General features: G+C 63.4%; 21 protein-coding genes and 1 pseudogene. 12 read left to right on the top strand and 10 right to left on the bottom strand.

From position 1 onward, the window contains the following. Positions 1-747, bottom strand: coding sequence for a HugZ family pyridoxamine 5'-phosphate oxidase (locus ACWAT4_RS03835; RefSeq protein WP_449729835.1), 747 nt, complete (start codon positions 745-747; stop codon positions 1-3). A 240-nt stretch (positions 748-987) separates the two neighbouring features. Between ACWAT4_RS03835 and ACWAT4_RS03830 the strand changes: the two genes are divergently transcribed. The 5 genes and pseudogenes from ACWAT4_RS03830 to ACWAT4_RS03810 all read left to right on the top strand — a co-directional run bounded on the left by ACWAT4_RS03830 (position 988) and on the right by ACWAT4_RS03810 (position 5,045). Further along, on the top strand, positions 988-1,689 hold the full coding sequence (locus ACWAT4_RS03830; RefSeq protein WP_027535781.1) for a response regulator transcription factor: 702 nt from the start codon (positions 988-990) through the stop codon (positions 1,687-1,689). Between the two features lie 196 nt (positions 1,690-1,885). Further along, the gene (locus tag ACWAT4_RS03825; protein ID WP_212427923.1) at positions 1,886-3,676 is read left to right on the top strand and encodes a sensor histidine kinase; all 1,791 of its coding nucleotides are present in this window, start codon (positions 1,886-1,888) and stop codon (positions 3,674-3,676) included. After that, a pseudogene (locus tag ACWAT4_RS03820) lies at positions 3,673-4,197 on the top strand (HPr kinase/phosphorylase). The gene ACWAT4_RS03825 and the pseudogene ACWAT4_RS03820 overlap by 4 nt, the downstream one beginning before the upstream one ends. Before the next feature lie 132 nt (positions 4,198-4,329). Next, a complete protein-coding gene (locus ACWAT4_RS03815; protein ID WP_007597752.1) occupies positions 4,330-4,731 on the top strand; it encodes a PTS sugar transporter subunit IIA in 402 nt (133 codons plus the stop codon). Beyond that, on the top strand, positions 4,728-5,045 hold the full coding sequence (locus ACWAT4_RS03810) for an HPr family phosphocarrier protein (protein WP_212303437.1): 318 nt from the start codon (positions 4,728-4,730) through the stop codon (positions 5,043-5,045). The genes ACWAT4_RS03815 and ACWAT4_RS03810 overlap by 4 nt, the downstream gene beginning before the upstream one ends. Positions 5,046-5,162: 117 nt before the next feature. Here ACWAT4_RS03810 and ACWAT4_RS03805 read toward each other — a convergent pair whose 3' ends face one another. Beyond that, a complete protein-coding gene (locus tag ACWAT4_RS03805; RefSeq protein WP_449729834.1) occupies positions 5,163-6,788 on the bottom strand; it encodes a glycosyltransferase family 39 protein in 1,626 nt (541 codons plus the stop codon). 113 nt (positions 6,789-6,901) lie between these two features. Here ACWAT4_RS03805 and lepA point away from each other — a divergent pair, with 113 nt between their 5' ends. Both lepA and ACWAT4_RS03795 read left to right on the top strand, forming a co-directional pair. After that, on the top strand, positions 6,902-8,713 hold the full coding sequence (lepA, locus tag ACWAT4_RS03800) for a translation elongation factor 4 (protein ID WP_212445792.1): 1,812 nt from the start codon (positions 6,902-6,904) through the stop codon (positions 8,711-8,713). A 460-nt stretch (positions 8,714-9,173) separates the two neighbouring features. Next, complete coding sequence (locus ACWAT4_RS03795; RefSeq protein WP_449729833.1) at positions 9,174-10,211, top strand: alpha/beta hydrolase; 1,038 nt, start codon at positions 9,174-9,176, stop codon at positions 10,209-10,211. A gap of 26 nt (positions 10,212-10,237) precedes the next feature. On the opposite strand, the gene ACWAT4_RS03790 is transcribed toward ACWAT4_RS03795, so the two are convergent. Both ACWAT4_RS03790 and ACWAT4_RS03785 read right to left on the bottom strand, forming a co-directional pair. Continuing rightward, complete coding sequence (locus ACWAT4_RS03790; protein WP_449729832.1) at positions 10,238-10,441, bottom strand: hypothetical protein; 204 nt, start codon at positions 10,439-10,441, stop codon at positions 10,238-10,240. Between the two features lie 131 nt (positions 10,442-10,572). Beyond that, positions 10,573-11,568: a helix-turn-helix transcriptional regulator gene (locus ACWAT4_RS03785; RefSeq protein ID WP_449729831.1), complete on the bottom strand. Its 996-nt coding sequence runs from the start codon at positions 11,566-11,568 to the stop codon at positions 10,573-10,575. Between the two features lie 3 nt (positions 11,569-11,571). Here ACWAT4_RS03785 and ACWAT4_RS03780 point away from each other — a divergent pair, with 3 nt between their 5' ends. Then, positions 11,572-11,742, top strand: a complete 171-nt coding sequence (locus ACWAT4_RS03780) for a hypothetical protein (RefSeq protein WP_449729830.1) — start codon at positions 11,572-11,574, stop codon at positions 11,740-11,742. A gap of 344 nt (positions 11,743-12,086) precedes the next feature. Here ACWAT4_RS03780 and ACWAT4_RS03775 read toward each other — a convergent pair whose 3' ends face one another. Together ACWAT4_RS03775 and ACWAT4_RS03770 are read right to left on the bottom strand one after the other, a co-directional pair. After that, positions 12,087-13,388 (bottom strand): serine hydrolase domain-containing protein, encoded by a 1,302-nt coding sequence (locus ACWAT4_RS03775; protein WP_449729829.1) that lies wholly within the window; start codon positions 13,386-13,388, stop codon positions 12,087-12,089. Positions 13,389-13,557: 169 nt separating this feature from the next. Next, positions 13,558-14,247 (bottom strand): aspartate/glutamate racemase family protein, encoded by a 690-nt coding sequence (locus ACWAT4_RS03770; RefSeq protein ID WP_449729828.1) that lies wholly within the window; start codon positions 14,245-14,247, stop codon positions 13,558-13,560. 190 nt (positions 14,248-14,437) lie between these two features. Between ACWAT4_RS03770 and ACWAT4_RS03765 the strand changes: the two genes are divergently transcribed. Beyond that, positions 14,438-14,647 carry a hypothetical protein gene (locus ACWAT4_RS03765; RefSeq protein WP_449729827.1) on the top strand — a complete coding sequence of 70 codons (210 nt, stop codon included), beginning with the start codon at positions 14,438-14,440 and terminating at the stop codon, positions 14,645-14,647. 129 nt (positions 14,648-14,776) lie between these two features. Next, on the top strand, positions 14,777-15,022 hold the full coding sequence (locus ACWAT4_RS03760) for a hypothetical protein (protein WP_449729826.1): 246 nt from the start codon (positions 14,777-14,779) through the stop codon (positions 15,020-15,022). A 94-nt stretch (positions 15,023-15,116) separates the two neighbouring features. Here the strand turns inward: ACWAT4_RS03760 and ACWAT4_RS03755 are convergent, their stop codons facing one another. The 3 genes from ACWAT4_RS03755 to ACWAT4_RS03745 form a co-directional block, all read right to left on the bottom strand. Continuing rightward, positions 15,117-15,533: an SRPBCC family protein gene (locus ACWAT4_RS03755; protein WP_449729825.1), complete on the bottom strand. Its 417-nt coding sequence runs from the start codon at positions 15,531-15,533 to the stop codon at positions 15,117-15,119. Between the two features lie 201 nt (positions 15,534-15,734). Further along, positions 15,735-16,265 carry a hypothetical protein gene (locus ACWAT4_RS03750; protein WP_449729824.1) on the bottom strand — a complete coding sequence of 177 codons (531 nt, stop codon included), beginning with the start codon at positions 16,263-16,265 and terminating at the stop codon, positions 15,735-15,737. A gap of 69 nt (positions 16,266-16,334) precedes the next feature. Further along, positions 16,335-17,297, bottom strand: a complete 963-nt coding sequence (locus tag ACWAT4_RS03745; RefSeq protein WP_449729823.1) for a tetratricopeptide repeat protein — start codon at positions 17,295-17,297, stop codon at positions 16,335-16,337. 213 nt (positions 17,298-17,510) lie between these two features. Between ACWAT4_RS03745 and ACWAT4_RS03740 the strand changes: the two genes are divergently transcribed. Both ACWAT4_RS03740 and plsY read left to right on the top strand, forming a co-directional pair. Further along, complete coding sequence (locus ACWAT4_RS03740; RefSeq protein ID WP_449729822.1) at positions 17,511-17,873, top strand: hypothetical protein; 363 nt, start codon at positions 17,511-17,513, stop codon at positions 17,871-17,873. A 182-nt stretch (positions 17,874-18,055) separates the two neighbouring features. Then, a complete protein-coding gene (gene plsY, locus ACWAT4_RS03735) occupies positions 18,056-18,742 on the top strand; it encodes a glycerol-3-phosphate 1-O-acyltransferase PlsY (RefSeq protein ID WP_449729821.1) in 687 nt (228 codons plus the stop codon). 14 nt (positions 18,743-18,756) lie between these two features. Here the strand turns inward: plsY and ACWAT4_RS03730 are convergent, their stop codons facing one another. After that, positions 18,757-19,503: a hypothetical protein gene (locus ACWAT4_RS03730; RefSeq protein WP_449729820.1), complete on the bottom strand. Its 747-nt coding sequence runs from the start codon at positions 19,501-19,503 to the stop codon at positions 18,757-18,759. Positions 19,504-19,533: the final 30 nt, after the last annotated feature.

Here is a 19,533-nt window from a genome sequence, read left to right as displayed (position 1 = left end):
TTACTGCGGCTGATCCGGACTCTTGGCGCGCGCTTCGCCCACTAGGCGGACCAGCATCTTGCGCAGCGCCGTGCTGCTGGTGACCCGCTCCGGAAAATCCAGCCGCAATCCGGTCTGGCCGTGCTGCATGTCGAGGCCTTCGGGGTCGCAGCCGACGCAACGCCAGTCGCCCGCAGCGGCGCCGAGAAGCTTCGTTGCATAAAGGCTCATGGCGTCGCGATGGTCGGCATTCATATGCTCGATCGCCCCTTCCTCCGCCGCCAGCAACTCCTCGGCCCCCGCAAGGTCGGTGAGGAATTGTTCCGGCTTGAGATCGACGATCCGGCCAAAACCAGCCACCAAATGGGTTCCCGCAGGGATGATCCGGAAGAACGCAAAATCTTTAAACGTGACAAAGGTTTCCGCTGACGGATGGGCATTGAGATACCGCCGCTGGAGCAGATCCTTCTCATCCTCAGCCTGTTCCGCCCGGCCTGACAGCATGATCCGGGCGCCTTCCAGCGGATCGCCGGCGGCGCGCTCGTCCAGCATCAGGGAGACCCGGCCGTCTGCGAGGATATTCTTGGTATGAAGGGCCAATCGGGAGATCAGCAGAATCGGCGAGCCATCGGGATGGCTCGCCAAATTGACCAGGGAACAATAGGGATCGCCGCTGCCGGCCATAAGCGTTGCCAGGGCACCCTGCCGGGACCGCCTCAGTAGCGATTTGGCGAGCTTTCCGGGATCGAAATCAGGGGTCGGTTGCATTGGCTTTCTCGGTTCAGGTGGTTGCAAGGCAGGCCTTTTTTCGGGTAAACCCGAGCCCGGTTATGGGTCGATATGCGGCGAATCCGCCGTGTTTCGTGGAACTTGGTCACACTTCAGCCCAGCTTGCATTGCTCGGTGACAAGGTTCGAACGCCAAATTCGGCACCCATGTATGCGGCGCATCACTGGATTGCTCGCCGTTTAAGCCACGACCCAAACGGAAAGCAGAAAGCAGAGGCTCATGCCCACAATCGCTTTGGTCGACGACGACCGCAACATTCTCACATCCGTCTCGATCGCGCTGGAAGCCGAAGGCTACCGCATCATGACCTACACCGACGGCGCCTCCGCGCTTGACGGTTTCCGCACCACCCAGCCCGATCTTGCCATCCTCGACATCAAGATGCCGCGCATGGACGGCATGGAGACGCTGCGCCGTCTCAGGCAGAAGTCCGACCTGCCGGTGATCTTCCTGACCTCCAAGGACGAAGAGATCGACGAGCTGTTCGGCCTCAAGATGGGCGCGGACGATTTCATCCGCAAACCGTTCTCGCAGCGCCTGCTGGTCGAACGCGTCAAGGCGGTGCTGCGCCGCTCGGCGCCGAAGGATCCGACCGTCGCGCCGAAGGAGAACGACGCCAAGGCGCTCGACCGCGGCCTGCTGCGCATGGATCCGGAACGGCATACCTGCACCTGGAAGAACGAGCCGGTGACGCTGACCGTCACCGAATTCCTGATCCTCCAGGCGCTGGCGACCCGCCCCGGCGTGGTCAAGAGCCGCAACGCGCTGATGGACGCCGCCTATGACGACCAGGTCTATGTCGACGACCGCACCATCGACAGCCACATCAAGCGGCTGCGCAAGAAGTTCAAGGTGGTCGACAACGATTTCGAGATGATCGAGACTCTCTACGGCGTCGGCTACCGCTTCAAGGAAGCCTGAGGCGTCACGCGCTTTCACAAAGAGCAGAGCTCAAGCCCGGTTCTGATTCCATCGGGACCGGGATGGCTCTGAAGCGCAATCGCGCTTCAGTTTGTTGTTTGAGCATGATCTTTCGGAAAACCGCTGCACACTTTTCCGGATCATGCTCTAGAATGCGGGGACCGTCGCACGAGCTGTCCTAACGCGGGCTTGAGCATTGCTTGACCGAACGCAGCCTGATCCGAGTTCGAACGCCGAGGACGTTGTCGCCCACGGCACCTCGGACCATGAGGACAAGCCTGTCGCGAAAGCCTGGGGGCCGCTGAACTGGCTCAAGCGCGCCGGGCAGTTCTTCTTCGCACTGTCCTTCTCCAGCCTGACCCGCCGCATCGTCTCGCTCAACCTCGCGGGCCTCGTCGCCCTGGTTGCGAGCATCCTGTATCTGTCGCAGTTCCGCGCCGGCCTGATCGACGCTCGCGCGCAGAGCCTGTTGGTTCAGGCCGAAATCATCGCCGGCGCCATCGGCGCGTCCGCGACGGTGCAGACCAACGCGATCACCGTCGACCCCGATCGGCTGCTCGACCTGAAGCTGGGCGAGAGCTATGGCGGAATGGATGATTCGCTGGATTTTCCGATCAATCCCGAGCGCGTTGCGCCGGTGCTCAGCACGCTGATTTCGCCGACCAAGACCCGTGCCCGGATTTTCGACCCCAATGGCAGCGTGCTGCTCGACAGCCGCGATCTCGATAGCGTGCGGGGGTTTCCGCTGCCGCCGTTGTCGCAGAAGCCGGGCCTCGTCGAACGCATGATGGTCCCGGTGCGAACCTATCTGAACCGCGGCGACCTGCCGCTCTATCGCGAACTCGGGCGCGAGAACGGCAAGGGTTATGTGGAGGTCGCTGACGCGCTTCAAGGCCAGAAGCGCTCGATGGTGCGGGTTGATGCGCGCGGCGAGGTGATCGTCTCGGTTGCCGTCCCCGTGCAGCGCGCGCGTGCCATCCATGGCGCGCTGATGCTGTCGACCCAGGGCGACGAAATCGATCAGATGGTCACGGCCGAGCGCTTGGCAATCCTGAAGGTCGGTGGGGTCGCGGCCGCGGTCATGATCATGCTGTCGCTGCTGCTTGCGAGCACGATCGCAGGCCCCGTCCGCCGGCTGGCCGACAGCGCCGAGCGGGTCCGCCGCCGCATCAAGACCCGCGTCGAGATCCCCGACTTCACCCGCCGCCGCGACGAGATCGGCCATCTCTCCGGCGCGCTACGCGACATGACCAGCGCGCTGTACAAGCGAATCGAGGCGATCGAGATGTTCGCCGCCGACGTCGCCCACGAACTGAAGAACCCGCTGACCTCGCTGCGCTCCGCGGTCGAGACAATGCCGCTGGCACGCAACGAGACCAGCCGCGCCCGCCTGCTCGAGGTGATCGAGCACGACGTCAAGCGGCTCGATCGGCTGATCTCTGATATCTCCGATGCAAGTCGGCTCGATGCCGAGTTGCAGCGGCAAGATGCGATCCCGGTCGATCTCAGGCGACTCCTGGGCACGCTGGTTGCGGTCGCCAATGAAACCAAGCTCGGTCACGACGTCGCCGTCGAGGCGCGCTTCGAGGGCCGCAGCCCGACCGATACATTCTCCGTCACGGGTCATGATTCGCGGCTCGGACAGGTGGTCTCCAACCTGCTCTCCAATGCGCAGTCCTTCTCGGAAGCCGGCAGCAAGGTGCGCCTGACCTGCCGCCGCGCGCGCGGCGAGATAGAGATCGTGGTCGACGACGACGGCCCCGGCATTCGCGACGACGCGCTGGAACGCATCTTCGAGCGCTTCTACACCGACCGGCCGCATCAGGGCTTTGGCCAGAATTCCGGCCTCGGGCTGTCGATCTCCAAGCAGATCGTCGACGCCCATGGCGGGCGCATCTGGGCGGAGAATCGCGCCGGTCCCGCTGACGAAGACGGGGCGCCGACAGTCGCGGGCGCGCGCTTCGTGGTGAGGCTGCCGGCGCTATGAGCGACGGCGGGCCGAGCATTCACGCCTCCGCGGTCAAGGTCGGGTCCCTGGCAGTGCTGATCCGCGGGCCCTCGGGCGCCGGCAAGTCGCGCCTTGCCTTCGATTTGATCATGGCTGGGCGCTCAGGCGTGGTCGATGGCGCCACCCTGGTCGGCGACGACCGTGTCCATCTGGCGACAGTCGGCCATGAAATTGAAGTTCGTCCCGCCCCGCTCCTGGCCGGCCTGATCGAGATCCGGGGGCTGGGAATCCGCCGCTGCGACTTCGTCGAGCATGCGACGGTCGGCCTCGTGGTCGATCTGGCCGCTGACGACGCCGAACGCCTGCCTCCGCCGGAAACGCTGAAAACCACCATTTTTGGTGTTGAAATACCGCGAATCCCGGTCGGGCGCGACTATTCGCCCCTCCCACTGGTTGTTGCGGCCTTGACCACTACCAAGAGTTAACCTTCTGCTAAGCCCTCGGGCAATTGTTTGAAGGGAAATGGTAACCATATGAGTCCCACACTCGCGACCGAGTAGACCGGCGCATTTCCCCTCATCCATCCGTCTAGATTCAGGGAGATACGCAACATCCCCTCTTGCGCGGGGGCTCTGGATGGTCAAAGTGGCGCGTTCGTGCGGTGCACCAAAAGCGCCCGCGGGAGTTTTCCGATGATTGGTCTAGTACTTGTGACCCACGGGCGCCTTGCCGACGAATTCAAGGCAGCGCTTGAACATGTCATGGGCCCACAAAAGCAAATCGAAGCGATTACGATCGGTGCCGAAGATGATTCCGATCTCTGCCGAAGCGACATCATCGAGGCGGTTAACCGCGTCGATTCCGGCGACGGCGTTGCGATCCTCACCGACATGTTCGGCGGCACGCCGTCGAACCTCGCGATTTCCTGCATGAGCCGGCCCAAGGTCGAAGTGCTCGCGGGCATCAACCTGCCCATGCTGGTGAAGCTCGCCAAGGTGCGCGAAGAGCGTCCGCTGCCCGATGCAATCGCGATGGCGCAGGAAGCCGGCCGCAAATACGTCACCATCGCCAGCCGGGTGCTTGCCGGCAAATGAGCGACGACGCGCCACAAGCCGGGACTGGCGTGCCCGCGGGCGCGATCTCCAAAGAGCTCCTGATCATCAACAAGCGCGGCCTGCATGCGCGCGCCTCGGCGAAATTCGTCCAGGCGGTCGAGCGCTTCAACGCGCAAGTGTGGGTGACGCGCGGCGGCGAGACCGTCGGCGGCACCTCGATCATGGGTCTGATGATGCTCGCGGCAGGCCCCGGCACGACGATCACGGTCGCCGCCGCCGGTGCAGACGCGGAAGCCGCGCTTGCGGCAATCGCCGAGCTCGTCGAAAGCAAGTTCAACGAGGAAGGCGTTTAGCCTTCTGCCGTCGGTCCGGGATGGTGCGACAGCACCAGACCCGGAATCTCGAGATTCTCGGGTGCGCAAGTGCGCACCATGGTTCGATGCTGCGCATCGCCCCGGAATGACCTTCGGTCACTTCGCCGGCGGAGCGATGTAGACGTTCCACGTCATCGACGAGCCGGCCTTGCCATGGGTGAAGCGGCGCGTCGTCATCACCATGCGCTCGGCGTTCGGCGCAATCTCCGACACCCATTTTTCGAATGCCGGCAAACGGCCGTCGGTCGGATCGAACACGCCGATGAAGCCGTCCTTCTTGACCTCATCGAGTGACGTCAGCCCGGAACTCCAAGCCTCGTTCGGGATGAACGCAACCGGATGATCGGGACTATAGAACACCAACGGCTGGATTGATTCCATCGTGCCGGCGACGATCGCCCAGCGCGAGGCGAAGCGCGAATGCCAGGCCTGCGTCAGCTCGCGCGCAAGCTCCGATCGCGCGCCATAGGTTGCCGTGTTGTCCGAATTCGCCGCCATCTCGCGCGCGGCGATCCAGGGCGAAGCGGCTAGCGTCGCGACGCTGAGCACGAGCCAGATCGCCACGATGTTGAACAGCACCGCACTCTGCACCCGCAGCGTCGGAATCGCCACCAGTGCGAGCGGCACCAGGAAGAACAGCGAGATCCCCCAGTCGGTCTTCATGTAGATGCTGAAGGCGAGCGCGCCGAGCGGTGGCCCGGCCGCGACGATGATCTGGATGATCCAGACGTTCAGCGCCTGGGAAACGTTGACGCCCAGATTGGCGCCGCGCGCCCATGCCCGCGTGACGATGCGTAAGGGAGCGCGCACAAGCAGCGTCAGCCAGGGCGGCACCAGCGCCATCGCGAGCGCGGCGAGCGCCACCGGCAGCGCCAGCAGCGCGGCATTGTGCAGGACATAACCGAACACAAGCTGCCGCACCTGGCCGGAGTTCTCGATGCTGTAGGTGTCGCCGGCATAGGTCAGCGGCACGAAATGCGCATCCGCCAGCCAGACGATGTGTGGAATCATCGCCGCCACCATCGTCGCGATCGCGACCCAGGGCGCCGGCGACAGCAAGAACTTCATGCGCTCGGGATGGATCAGCGCGGCAAGGCCGATGGCGCCGATCATGGTCAGCACCCAATATTTGGTCATCAGCGCCAGCGCGCCGGCAAGCCCGAGCCAAATTCCGGACTGCCAGCTCCGCTTCTCGAACGCGTTGAGATAGGCGAGCACGACGAGCGGCAGAGTGACGAGCTGAAGCAGATCGGGGTTGTACTTGAAGCCCTTGAAATTGAAGATCGGATAGAGCGCAACCATTACCACGACCAGGAACGCTCGGCGCGGGTCCACCACGCGCAGCGCCACCAGCCAGCAGATCACCATGCCGACGCTGACCGTTGCCATCGCCAACGCATAGGTCGCCCAGTCCGTCGCCGGGAAGATCCTGAACCAGAGCCCGGCGATCCAGCCCGACAACGGCGGATGCTTGCCGTAGCCCCACAGGAATTTCTGGCCCCAGCCCCAGGCTTCTGCGACGTCCATGTGAACGTCCTGCGCTGCCTTGAGATTGACCAGGATGAAGGTCCAGATCACCGCATGCACGATGGCGAGCTGAATCACCAGCCAGAGCCGGGCCGAGGGGTGGGTCGCGTAGGCAACCAGCCAGGTCCGGAAACGGTCAAAGCCGAGGCGGCTCTTGGCGCGTGCGCGGGCCGAGGGGATCGAGGTCGTTGACATGGCCGTTGCGTAGCGCGTTTTGGACCATCGTGGAATCAGCTTGGCGTGAAGAAAGGCCCTGAAAATACAGCAATATGGTTGCCGCACGGGGATGTGAGTGGTATCCCGCGCCCATGACGACCGTCCCCATTTCCAACATCCGCAATTTCTCCATCGTCGCCCATATCGACCATGGCAAATCGACGCTGGCCGACCGCCTGATCCAGATGACCGGCGGCCTCTCCGACCGCGAAATGGCGGGCAAGGAGCAGGTGCTCGATTCCATGGACATCGAGCGCGAGCGCGGCATCACCATCAAGGCGCAGACGGTGCGCCTCGCCTACCGCGCCAAGGACGGCAAGGATTACGTGTTCAACCTGATGGACACGCCCGGCCATGTCGACTTCGCCTACGAGGTGTCGCGGTCGCTGGCGGCGTGCGAGGGTTCCCTGCTAGTGGTCGACGCCAGCCAGGGCGTCGAGGCGCAGACGCTCGCCAACGTCTACCAGGCACTCGACAACAATCACGAGATCGTGCCGGTCCTGAACAAGGTCGACCTGCCGGCCGCCGAGCCGGAGAAGGTCAAGCAGCAGATCGAGGACGTCATCGGCATCGACGCCTCCGACGCCGTGATGATCTCGGCCAAGACCGGCCTCGGCATTCCCGACGTGCTGGAAGCCATCGTCACCCGCCTGCCGCCGCCGAAGGGCGATCGCGATGCGACGCTGAAGGCGCTGCTGGTCGACAGTTGGTACGACGTCTATCTCGGCGTCGTCGTGCTGATCCGCGTCGTCGACGGTGTCATGAAGAAGGGCAGCCGCGTGCGCATGATGGGCACCGGCGCGGCCTATGACGTCGAGCGCGTCGGCTTCTTCACGCCGAAGATGCAGCAGGTCGACGAGCTCGGTCCCGGCGAGATCGGCTTCATCACCGCCGCGATCAAGGAAGTCGCCGACACCCGCGTCGGCGACACCATCACCGACGACAGGAAGCCTGTGACGGAAATGCTGCCGGGCTTCAAGCCGGCGATCCCCGTCGTGTTCTGCGGCCTGTTCCCTGTCGACGCCGACGACTTCGAGACGCTGCGTGCCGCAATGGGCAAGCTGCGCCTCAACGACGCCAGCTTCTCCTTCGAGATGGAAACCTCGGCCGCGCTCGGCTTCGGCTTTCGCTGCGGCTTCCTCGGACTGTTGCATCTGGAGATCATCCAAGAGCGGCTGTCGCGCGAGTTCGACCTCAACCTGATCGCGACTGCGCCGAGCGTCATCTACAAGATGAAGCTGACCGACGGCACCGAGCTCGAGATCCACAATCCCGTCGACATGCCCGACGTGGTGAAGATCGAGGAGATCCAGGAGCCCTGGATCGAGGCCACGATCCTCACCCCCGACGAATATCTCGGCAGCGTGCTGAAGCTGTGTCAGGACCGCCGCGGCTCGCAGAAGGAGCTGACCTATGTCGGCGCCCGCGCGATGGTGAAATACGACCTGCCGCTCAACGAGGTCGTGTTCGACTTCTACGACCGCCTCAAGTCGGTCTCCAAGGGCTACGCCTCGTTCGACTATCACCTCACCGACTACAAGCCGGCCGATCTCGTCAAGATGCAGATCCTGGTCAACGCCGAGCCGGTCGACGCGCTCTCGATGCTGGTCCACCGCACCCGCGCCGAGGGGCGCGGCCGCGCCATGGTCGAGAAGATGAAGGAGCTGATCCCGCCGCACATGTTCCAGATCCCGATCCAGGCGGCGATCGGCGGCAAGGTGATCGCCCGCGAGACGGTGCGCGCGCTGCGCAAGGACGTCACCGCAAAGTGCTACGGCGGCGACATCACGCGTAAGCGAAAGCTGCTGGAGAAGCAGAAGGAAGGCAAGAAGAAGATGCGGCAGTTCGGCAAGGTCGACATCCCGCAGGAAGCCTTCATTGCCGCGCTGAAGGTGGACAGCTGAGGCCACCGGCGGAAGCCGCCTCAGGCGTGACGCGGCGGGTCCAGTCGAAGCATTTCGCGACCGGACAACAAAATCGCGAAAACAACCCCATGCACAGTAGCCAGTAGCCCGCCCCCTGTCGGCATTGCGCCTTTCCGATTTCACGAAATGCATTTGACCCGTCGGGCAAAACACTGGCATGATGGCACCATGGCAGCGCGTGTGATCGGCGGACCCGCGATCGGGCCTCGCCCGCCGGCCGCCTCGACACCCATGGCTTTGCAGGCCGAGCGAGCAGCAAGAGCGACGGGTGCAGGCTCTTGGTCGAACATGATCCGAAATCAACGTTGAGGACCGGCTGACCGTCGTGACGCCGAACCCGCTTTGACATTCAGGCTCGACTTGAAAGAGGCCTCCGAGACGGTATGCTCGCAGGTCCCACATCTGACAAACTGATCATTGAACCCCGGAGAGCCCGACTATGAGGATCTCAATTTTCGTGGGTCTTTTGACTTCGATGATTCTCGCTGCACCTGCATTTGCTCAGTCCGGTTCGCTCATCACCGAAGAGATCATGGTGAAGAGCGCCGATCCCGGCATCGAGATTTATGTCCGGAACAAGCGGCCCGCCGGGATGACAACATTCCGCCCGGAGCAGACGGTGCTCTACGTTCACGGCGCAACATATCCGTCGGAGACGGCTTTTGATCTCAAGCTCGATGGCACGTCGTGGATGGAGTACATCGCATCGCGCGGCTATGACGTCTGGTCGCTGGATGTGCGCGGATATGGCAAGTCGACGCGCCCCAAGGAGATGGACGACAAGGCAGAAGCCAATCCGCCGATCGTTACCGGCGAAGTCGCGGTACGGGATATCGGCACGGCCGTGGATTTCATCCTTGCGCGACGAGCCATCCGCCGCCTGAACCTCCTTGGCTGGTCGTGGGGAACGACCTTGATGGCGACATACACGACCCAGAATTCCGCCAAGGTGGAGAGATTGGTTCTGTATGCGCCTGTGTGGATCCGTCAGACGGCTTCCCTGGTCCAGGCAGGCCCTGGCAAACTCGGCGCTTACCGGATGGTGACGCGCGAGCAAGCCAAAGAACGCTGGTACACCGGCGTCCCGGAAGAGAAGAAGGCTTCGCTCATCCCGCAAGGCTGGTTCGAGGCTTGGGCCGATGCCACCTTTGCGACCGATCCGGTTGGAGCCCAGATGACCCCGGCGATGTTGCGCGCTCCCAACGGGGTCGTTCAGGACGGCGCACAATTTTTCGGCGCAGGCAAACCCTATTACGACCCGTCGAAAATTACGGTCCCAACGCTCTTGGTTGGAGCCGAGTGGGATCGCGATGCGCCCCCTTACATGGCCCAGGCGCTGTTTCCATTGCTGGTCAATTCGCCCGGCAAGCGGTACGTCGAATTGGCGGAAGGCACCCACACCATCATCATGGAAAAGAATCGGTTACGCCTGTTCGAAGCCGTTCAAGCGTTCCTCGATGAGGCGAAGCGCTCCTAGCCGATAAGCTCGGATGAGCGCCTCCGCTAGGCCGAAAGCCGGGAGCGATAGGGGGCGGTCAGCAGCAGCTGGAACAGCGCTCTTTCGGCCTGGTACTTTGCCGCAGGCCGACTTCGTTCCCGGCCCTGCATGACCACCACGCCCTGGCTGGTGCAGATGCTCCAGGCCCATGTTCGTCGCCTGCGCTGCGCCATGGTCACATCGAAAATTGGGAACTCCGGTCTCACCATCCCTGCGCTATCTCGTCAGACTCCCTGACGGAGTTGACCCCGGAGGGCGGACCCTGTCTTCACCCCTTTGGGTGAAGAGACCCTCACACATCGCCAAGGTTTAATCGTACCTGCCCGAATTCCTCAGGGCGTCACCCGAGGGGCAATTTGGGGATCCCACCGAAGAGCGCAGCTGCGCTCTTCTGGTTACGGGTTCCCGTCTTGGCAAGGACGGCCTTGATCTGGGTGCGGATTGTTTCGCGGCTCAATCCGTGATGCGCCGCGATGTCGCTGATCGTCTGGCCTTGCGCGATGCCACGCGCAACGCGCGCCTCGCTGGGGGTGAGATCGAACAGGCCACGAATGAGCGCCAGACTCGGCGCCTGGGAGGCAGTCACGGGCGTCACGATCAGAAGGCCGACGGCCCCATTGAACAGATCGCGCGCTTCGCCTGGCATCGAAACGAGATGAAAGACCACCCGATCCTGATCGTTCGTACGGCGCGCCGCGAAGGAACACACGGCCTTTTCAGCTGACCCGAGTTGAAGCAAGCCGGCGCGCAACAGCGCGTCGGCTGCGCCGTCCCTGATGGCAAGCCGGTCCTTCGGTAGCCACCGCAGGACATCCGTCATGCCTTCGATCAAGTCGTTCACGGCCACAACCCGTCCGGATCGCGCAATTGCGAGGGCCGGCAGACCGACAAGCGCCAACGCCTCGGTCGCCGCCCGCATCCGGGTGAGACGCCAGCGCGTCGACAGCAGGGCCGCCCGCGCAAGATGGGGACGAAAGCGATCGAGGAAATCGAGATCCTGCCGTGAAAAGGCAGGCCGGCCTGCCAATCTTTCCATGTGAAAGACAATGAGCTCACCGGAGGGACTATGGATTGCCGTCGCGCAAGCGTGCTCGAAGCCCCATACTTTATTCCACTCCGTCCGATATGGATCACGCTCCCATTCTTCCAGCGAAAAGACATCCTGCTCGCTCACGAAGCCGGGATGATCAAGTGCCAGAAGTCGGGGGGTCGTCTCCGTGCGACTTGAGAGGTCGTCACGCATGAACGCCGAGAATGCCTCACGGATCGACGGCGACGTCACGACACCATTCCAGACGCCAGCCCACGGATCGGTGTCCGAGGTAATCATGACCATGCCATGCGCGCCTGCGGCATGCGCGATGGCTTCCAGAACTTCCGGCCAGAGCTCCGGAACGGTCGCAGCCTCGTGGATGCGATCGATGATGTGCTCGATATCGATGCCCGTCATTGTCGCCGCGTTAGACCCAACAAAATCGACATCAGGCGCGCGCTGCGCATTTTCGCTTGAGCCTCAGTGCGTCGCCCGAATTTGGGGGACATGATACCAAGCCGCTTCCACGGAACTCAATCGCTGCCGGTGCCCGGAGCGGACCCGGGGCTATCGCATATGGGCAGACCTGTCATTCCGGGACGCCCGAAGGGCGGAACCGGAATCTCGAGATTCCCGGTTCGATACTTTGCATCGCCCCGGAATGAGGGGAATGGGTGGGTGCAAGGCGATATTGGGAAGAGCGCTGCCTGACATTGCGGGCGGCGCCATACGCGTTGCCCTCCGAACGGGCCGGAGGGGCTCGCCGGTATTATGGCGCCGTTTCGATTATTCGAGGGTTCATAGGCATCCGCGCAGTCGAATCATTGCCCGAGCTGTTGAAGCGCCGCGGACCACAGCGCGAGCGGTTCTCTGAGGGCTCCCGGCTCGGATGGCTTCTGGCGAACGGCGGTGTGCACCATGACGAGCTTCGAGGCTGGATCGACCAGGATGACCTGGCCGCGGATGCCGAGCAGGGCAAACCTGCGCTGCTCGCCAGGGAGGATCCAGACCTGATAGCCATAGCCGAAATAGGGTGTGGCCACTTTCGGAGCGAGATGGCCGTCGCCCGGCCTGACGGTCGTGGCATCCAGCAGCCACTGCCGGGGAATCAACTGACGACCCTCCCAGGCGCCGTCATGTGCGAGCAGCCGGGCCAAGCGCGCGTAATCGCGCAAGGTTGCGTTGAAGCAGCAAAAAGCAATCTCCTGCCCGCTCCCGTCGATCGCCCAGGAGGCATCCGCTTCGGTGCCGATCGCATTCCAGATCCGGTCGTGGAGATAGTCGGCAACCGGCGTGCCCGTGGCGGAGCGCAGGACCAGGCCCAGGATCTCGGTTTCCACGCTTGCATAGTGCCATCTGGTGCCGGGCGGCGCGATCCGGGTATTGAATTGCGCGACGACGGCGGCGGGATCCTTCGTCTGTTCAACGAACAGGGCCCGCCCAAGCCGGGCGATATCGTCATGCCCGTCATAGACTTCCGAGAAGTCGACGCCCGACGACATGTTCAGCAAGGCCCGGATGGATGTGTTGCCGTATTCCGTTCCTGCAAGACCGGCGACGTAGGTCGAGACGAGATCGTCGATCGACTTGATCCGTCCCTCCGAGACCGCGATCCCGACCAGCATGGACACCAGTGTCTTGGCCATCGATTGCGACAGAAAGCGGTCGTGATCGGTCCGCGAATATTGGTAGTGCTCGTACAGGATGGTGTCGTCCCTGGCGATCAGCAGGCCTGTCACAGGATTGCGCTTGAGGTAATCCGCGATGCTCAGCCGCTCCGTGCCGAAACTGTAAGTGATCGATGGCTCCGGCGCGCGTTTGAATTGCCACGGCGCCGCCGCGCGACCGATCGGGCGCGAGGGGTAGATCTCGCCGAAATGGCTGTAGACCCCGACGAGCTTGTCAAGCTGGGTGGTGGTCGCCCGCGTCCCGATCGGATAGCCGGAAGCAGCACCATAGGCATCGGCGTCGGGGCCGCTATCCGAAAAAACCGGTGCCGCCTCGCCAGGCGAGCTTCGGGCGTCCTGCGCGCAGGCCCAGGACGCCCAGAGCGCGGAGACGAGGATGACGGGCGAGAAAAGCCCGCGGCAACCGCGCGGCCTGCAGAGCGCTTTCCAATTCACTGGACTTGCCTCCCACGTTCTTGCGTGCACGCTTGTGAGAACGACTTCGCAGGCTCGTGACGGGAGGCATGTTATCATTCGGGGTCGACGGTGTCAGTATGCGGCCCCGCCGACATCGGCCGAACTTGCCGCGTCGGATGGCAGACGTCCAGTGCTACCGGCCTCACCATCATCCAATCGCGAAATCCGCCGCGGTCTCCGCGTGAATGGCCGTCGTGTCGAACGTCTCGACTGATGTATCGGCGGCGCCGACCAGCATCGTAATCTCGGTGCAGCCGAGGATGATGCACTCGGCGCCGCGCCCGACCAGGGCGGCCATCACGTCCTGATAGCGGCGGCGCGAGGACGCAGCCACGACGCCAAGGCACAGCTCGTCGTAGATGATGCGGTTCACGTCGGCGCGCGCGTCAGTGGGCGGAATGAGGACATCGAGATCATGCGCGCGCAGCCGGTCGATGTAGAAATCTTCCTCCATCGTGAACTTGGTGCCGAGCAGGCCGACGCGCCGATATCCCTTGGCCCGGATCCTCTGGGCCGTCGCGTCGCCGATGTGAATGAAGGGAATGGTCAGCTTCGGCGTGATGTCGGGTGCCAGCTTGTGCATGGTGTTCGTGCACAGCACGATCGCGCGCGCGCCGGCGTTTTCGAGACGCTGCGCCACATCCGCGAGGCTGGCCGCTGCCTCGGCCCAGCGGCCGGCGTATTGCATCTCCTTGATCTCCTGGAAATCGTAGGAGTACATCAGCAGCGGCGCCGAGTGCAGCTTGCCCATACGGTCACGGACGCGCTCATTGATGAGCTTGTAGTAGAGCGCCGTGCTCTCCCAGCTCATGCCGCCGATCAGCCCAATGGTTTGCATCGCCGTGCCTTTCGAAATCTGGTTCGCCCGGATCGTAGACGAAGACGGTGACGGCTGCCATCACGACACCGGCGGCCGACTCTCGGTCGGGGCCGTCCGCCATTCCGATTGAACCCGATCCACGCCCAACGACACTATCCCCTGCGTAGGGATCGGCTTGCCCGTCCATGGGCGATACGGGGTGTCTGTCATGCGACGACGAAACTGGCGATTGATTGCGGTGGGCACGGTGCTGCTGGTGCTGGCCGTGCTGTTTTTCCTGTCGATGCGCGACATGACGCTGTGGTCCAATGATCCTGTCGCCCTGATGCGCACGGTCGGCGAGGTCTCCGGCGTCGTCGGCGGCATCAGCCTCGTCATGATCGCGTTCGGCTTGATCGGCCGGAAAGCACCGGTCTGACGCGGCCTCGCTCCGGAAAGCCCGGTCACGGCGGCATCACGCCTCCGCTATGAGCGGAATAACGGGTCTTCGATGCAAATCAGAATGTCAGAGCCGCGCATCTCGCGCGGACGCGATTCGGAGGCATTCATGAGCACCTCGAAGCTGCTGGTTGTGGTCGCACTCGTCTCGAAAATGGGCATCGCGTCGGCGCAATCGTTCCGTGCGCCAGTGGCCGGAAAGGAAACCACCACAAAACCCTGGACGGCACCGGTCGGCCATCGCCAGCCGCACGCATCGGACGTTCCTGCAACGACGATGGGACCGCCGGATTTTCTCGATCAGGAGGATGCGAATGTCGACCGCAAGATCAGCGGGATTTGTCGGGGGTGCTGAATGACGATGGGGATTTCTGCAGGCTGGGCAATCAACGTCCGCTTCTAAGCCGAAGCGGACGCCAGCCCCAGCCTCCATCCCTTGCCCTACGCCCTTACGACGCCTTCTGCTTCGCCTCGACGTATCGCGCAAAACTGCCGAGAATCGCCTGCCAACCACCCTGCTGCTGCTCGACCGGGTGGGTCGTTTCGGCGTCGAAAACGACGCGGACGACGACGCCCTTTGCTCCGGGCACGAACTCGACCTCGGCCTTGCGATCGCCGAATGCATATTCGATCAGCTTGTGCTCGACGATCTTGGTGTAGGTGCCGGCGAAGTCAAAACCCATGCTGCCGTCCTTGGCCTCCATGCGCGACGAGAAGATGCCGCCTTCGCGCAGGTCGACTGTCGCCTTGGTGGTGTGCCAATCGTCCGACGCGGCGTTCCACTTCACGATGTCGGCGGGCGTCGTATAGGCGCGCCAGACCTGATCGATGGGGGCGGCGACGCTGGTTTCGACGGTGATCCTCATGGGGTCTTGCTCCAGTTCGATTATGACGGCTCGAGGTGACGACGTCGCGGCCCGTGTGCCGGGGTCGCCTACAACGGGTCCGCGACTGTCCACCCAAGGACGATCGAGACCGGCCCATGCCGACATGGTCGAGCCGTCAATACGATAAAAAAATGGATGCTGCCAAGGAGACGCGCGCCGCCGTTGCTTGCGACCGGCGCGTCAGCAGACCTTCTGGAAACGCGCGCGCCAGCGCGACGCCCTGGTCGGCGGCAGCACGTAGCTTTTGCCCTCGGCCGAGATCGTCAGGGGCTTCCCGGAGCCCAGAAGATCCAGGAGGCGGTTTTCCAGCGCGCTCCGTTTGTCGTCGGCGAATTCGGGATGCCCGAGGTCCGCCTGGTTGAACATCGAGGTGTTCGGCGGGAAGGATTCGGGGCCGGAGTAGGTGAAGCCGGCGAAGTCCATCCGGGTCTTGCCGTTGCCGATCGTGATCGTGGCCTCGGTGTGATCCTGCTTCGGCGCTTCGCCCGGATAGACCGCATCGAGCTCGTAATGCGTCCCACAGCCGAAGCGAAACACCGTCTTGTGGCTCGTGTCGTAAAAGGTGAGCCATGGCCGATCGTAGCGGTCCATATCGAGCCTCCATGCGCCGCTCCACATGTCCTTCGACGAGCCGCCGGCTGCCATTGCGGCTGACATTCCGAGCCACGACAGGGCGACGGCAATTCCGAGCAGTCTTGCAGGCGTCGTCATGGCAGGCTCCCAACGCGATCGCGCGATGATCCTCACGCGAAGGACCTATCGACCGGCCTCGCCGGCCGTTCAGATTGCCCCTGTCTTGCCACGAATGGCCATCGACCGCTTGATGACTTCCCGGGCATCGGCGTAGCGGCCCTCGTCCTTGTAGAGACCGGCCAGGTTCTCCAGGACATCGGCGAGATCCGGATGGTTGGGACCGAGCGTCTTCTCCATGGTGGCCACCGACAGCTTGAACAGCCGTTCGGCATCGGCGTTGTGCCCCTGACGCGCGTAGAGCGCGGCCAGATTGTTCAGCGCCTGCGCGACGTCGGGATGATCGGGTCCGTAGGCCTTCTCGGTCACCGCTATCGCGCGCTTGAGCAGCCGTTCGGCGTCGGCATAGCGATGCTGATTGATGTAGGTATCGGCCAGGTTGCTCATCAGCACCGTGGCTTCGGGATCGTCGGGGCCGTGCGCCTTCTCGAGAACGGCCAGCCCCCGCTTGAACAGCGGCACGGCCTCGTCGTACCGACGCTGACCGCTGTAGACGGCGGCAAGGTTGCTCAACGGCAGCACGATCGACGGATCGTCGGGACCGACCGTTGTCTCGTCAACGGCGATCGACCGTTTGAGCAGCGGCTCAGCGTCCGCGTAACGCCCTTCCGCGCGATAGAGATCGCCCAGATTGTTCAGCACCATCGCGACCTCGGGATGCTTCGGACCGAGCGTCCTCTCCCTGATGGCCAGCGCGCGCTTGTACAGCGGCTCCGCAACAGCGTATTGGCCGAGATTGTAGTGGATCGTGCCGAGATCATTCAGCGGCATCGCGACCTTGGCGTCATCGGGGCCAGACTCCGTCTCGCGAAGAGCGAGGGCTTTCTGGGCCAACGGCAGCGCTTCGGTGTACTTGCCGGCCCGATAGAGCTCCTTCATCTGCCGGGTGAGCGTGCCCGCCTCGTCCTCGCCTGCGTGGGACGGCGCGCCCAGCGGCAGGCTCAGCGCGAGTGCCGTGACCGCAATGCAGATCGACGCTTTCAGGGCCTTCATCGCGCGTTCCTTCGTCGCGTTTGTGCCAGACATACGCGGTTTTGGTGCGCCTGGAGGCCGGACAGGTTCAATGCAGGGGAAAGGCAGCGGCGCCGTAACCAGGCCAAGTCCCGCGCAAGCACACAAATTATCAACCAAAACGTGCAATCATCGGACGCGCGGTCAGTCGGACGAAAGCCGGCCGTGAGTCAGGACAGCGCCTTAGTAGCTCCCATGATGTTCGTGTTCGCCTCTCTCGGCAATCAACAGTCTGGCTGGCCGGTCCAATTGATGCACCAGACGGAAACGGCGCTCATCGCCGTCGCACTGGTTTGTTTCGTGCTCGCCCTATTCCTGAACAGGGTTGCAATCTGCGTCGTGGTGGCAGTCATTGGTGGAATTAGTGCGGGGTTCGGCGTCGTCATGCCGCTCGAACTGGCACCGTTTTTCTTCGGCGCCCGCGGCGAAGTCATGTTGGCATCGGTTCTGCTGATTTTCGCTTATCCTGTCGCGGTTGCGTTGTTCATCGTGCTCTTTCTGGTCATGATGGAACCCACGCGCGACAAGATCTTCAACTCCAAAGGCCGGCGCTCCTGAAGCTCACCGAGAGCATTCACGTCGGCCACGGCGCGTCCGCGCTCGGCTTGCACGATCGCGCTCGCGTCGCGCCTGAACTTGGGCGCCTTCTGCTACCGCGGGAAGACGGCTCCAAGATCTTGCCGATGGCGGTCAAGCGAAGTCGGCGATAAAATACGGGCGACGGTACACTGGACACAAACATGGCTTTCTGGATCGCGGGCGCAGTCGGATCGGTGATCGCCTATCTCCTGGGCTCGATCCCCACGGGCTATCTGGCAGGAAAGCTACTCAGAGGAATCGACATTCGCGAGCACGGCTCGAGGTCCACCGGCGCCACGAATGTGCTGCGGACGCTCGGCAGATGGCCTGCCTTGGCGGTGCTCGTCATCGACGTGCTGAAGGGCGTCGCTGCGATCTTGGTTGCGCGCTGGTTCTGGCCTTGGCTGACTGCGAAGCTAGCATCGACGCCGCCGACGGCCGCTGATCTGCAACTCTGGGTACCATGGGCGGTGTGCCTCGCAGGCATTGCCGCGCTGCTGGGCCATGGCCGCTCGATCTGGCTGAACTTTACCGGCGGCAAATCGGCCGCGACCGGGCTCGGCGTGGCACTGGCGATGTCGTGGCCGGTGGGACTGGGGACGGCAGTCGTCTTTGGCCTCGTGCTCGCGATATCCCGGATCGTCTCGCTCAGCTCGATGCTTGCGGCGGTGGCGGCCATCATTCTCGTCTGCGGCTTGCCGCACCCGTTGCCCTATCGGCTGCTGGTGATCGCGGGCGGCCTCTACGTTATCATCCGCCATCGCGCCAACATTCAGCGGCTGCTTGCGGGCTCGGAGCCCAGGCTCGGTCAAAGCAGCCCGGACGAGAAAGTGGAAGCGCAGGTTTAACGCAGGACGTTCGATCAGTTCACCGCCTGAAGCGCGGCCGTGAAGGTGGCAAGATCGGCGCGCGCCGTTTCGTCGGGCGCCCATTTCGGGAGGTCGGCAAGCTCTGCGATCACGCGGGCCCGATCTTGAGGGTACAGATAGTTCGCCCAGACTTCGCGCGTGTCGCGCAGCGCCGCCGCGACCAGGCGCGCATTGGCGGGCTTGCTCGCGCCTTGGATCGCCGCGCAGACCGTGGACAGAATGAAGAGGGCGCTGTTCTTGCGAAGGCCCGCAAATCCCTCTTCGCGGATGCGGGTGCGGTGCTCCGGCGGAAGCTCGTTCCAGAACATCTGGCCCGCAACTGCCTCGCGCGCCATGCCGCGGATCATGAAGCTGACAGCCGTCGCATACTGATCGCCATATTCAGTCATGTTACGCGCGACCGCCGGCAAATCAGGCTGCGGCCCCGGCTTTGCGCCGTAAAAGGTGAAGAGCTTGGCCGACGCGTTGGCGGCGTCGAACCAGTCCGGCAGCCAGTTCATGTCGCTTGCCTCCGGGGGCGGCAGCGACGCAAAGGCGTCGAGATCGTAGATGCGGCCGAGCATGGCGGCGACCTCCGGCCGGGTCAGATCGGGCCGCCCGCCCTTCTTCGCGACGCCGTCGATATAGATCTTGAACGCCTTCGCGGCATCGCGCGCGGCGTTCAGCTCGTGGATACCGTCCTGCGCGAAGGCGGGCGCGGCGAACGCCAGCAGGACCAGGAGAATTCTGACGATCGGCATGGGAATTGGTCGTGCGCCGCGCCGCGTAGG

The organism is Bradyrhizobium sp. T-1 (genome assembly GCF_053592855.1).
The sequence above is the reverse complement of the archived record's forward strand: the minus strand, read 5'-3'. Positions and strand labels throughout refer to the sequence as shown.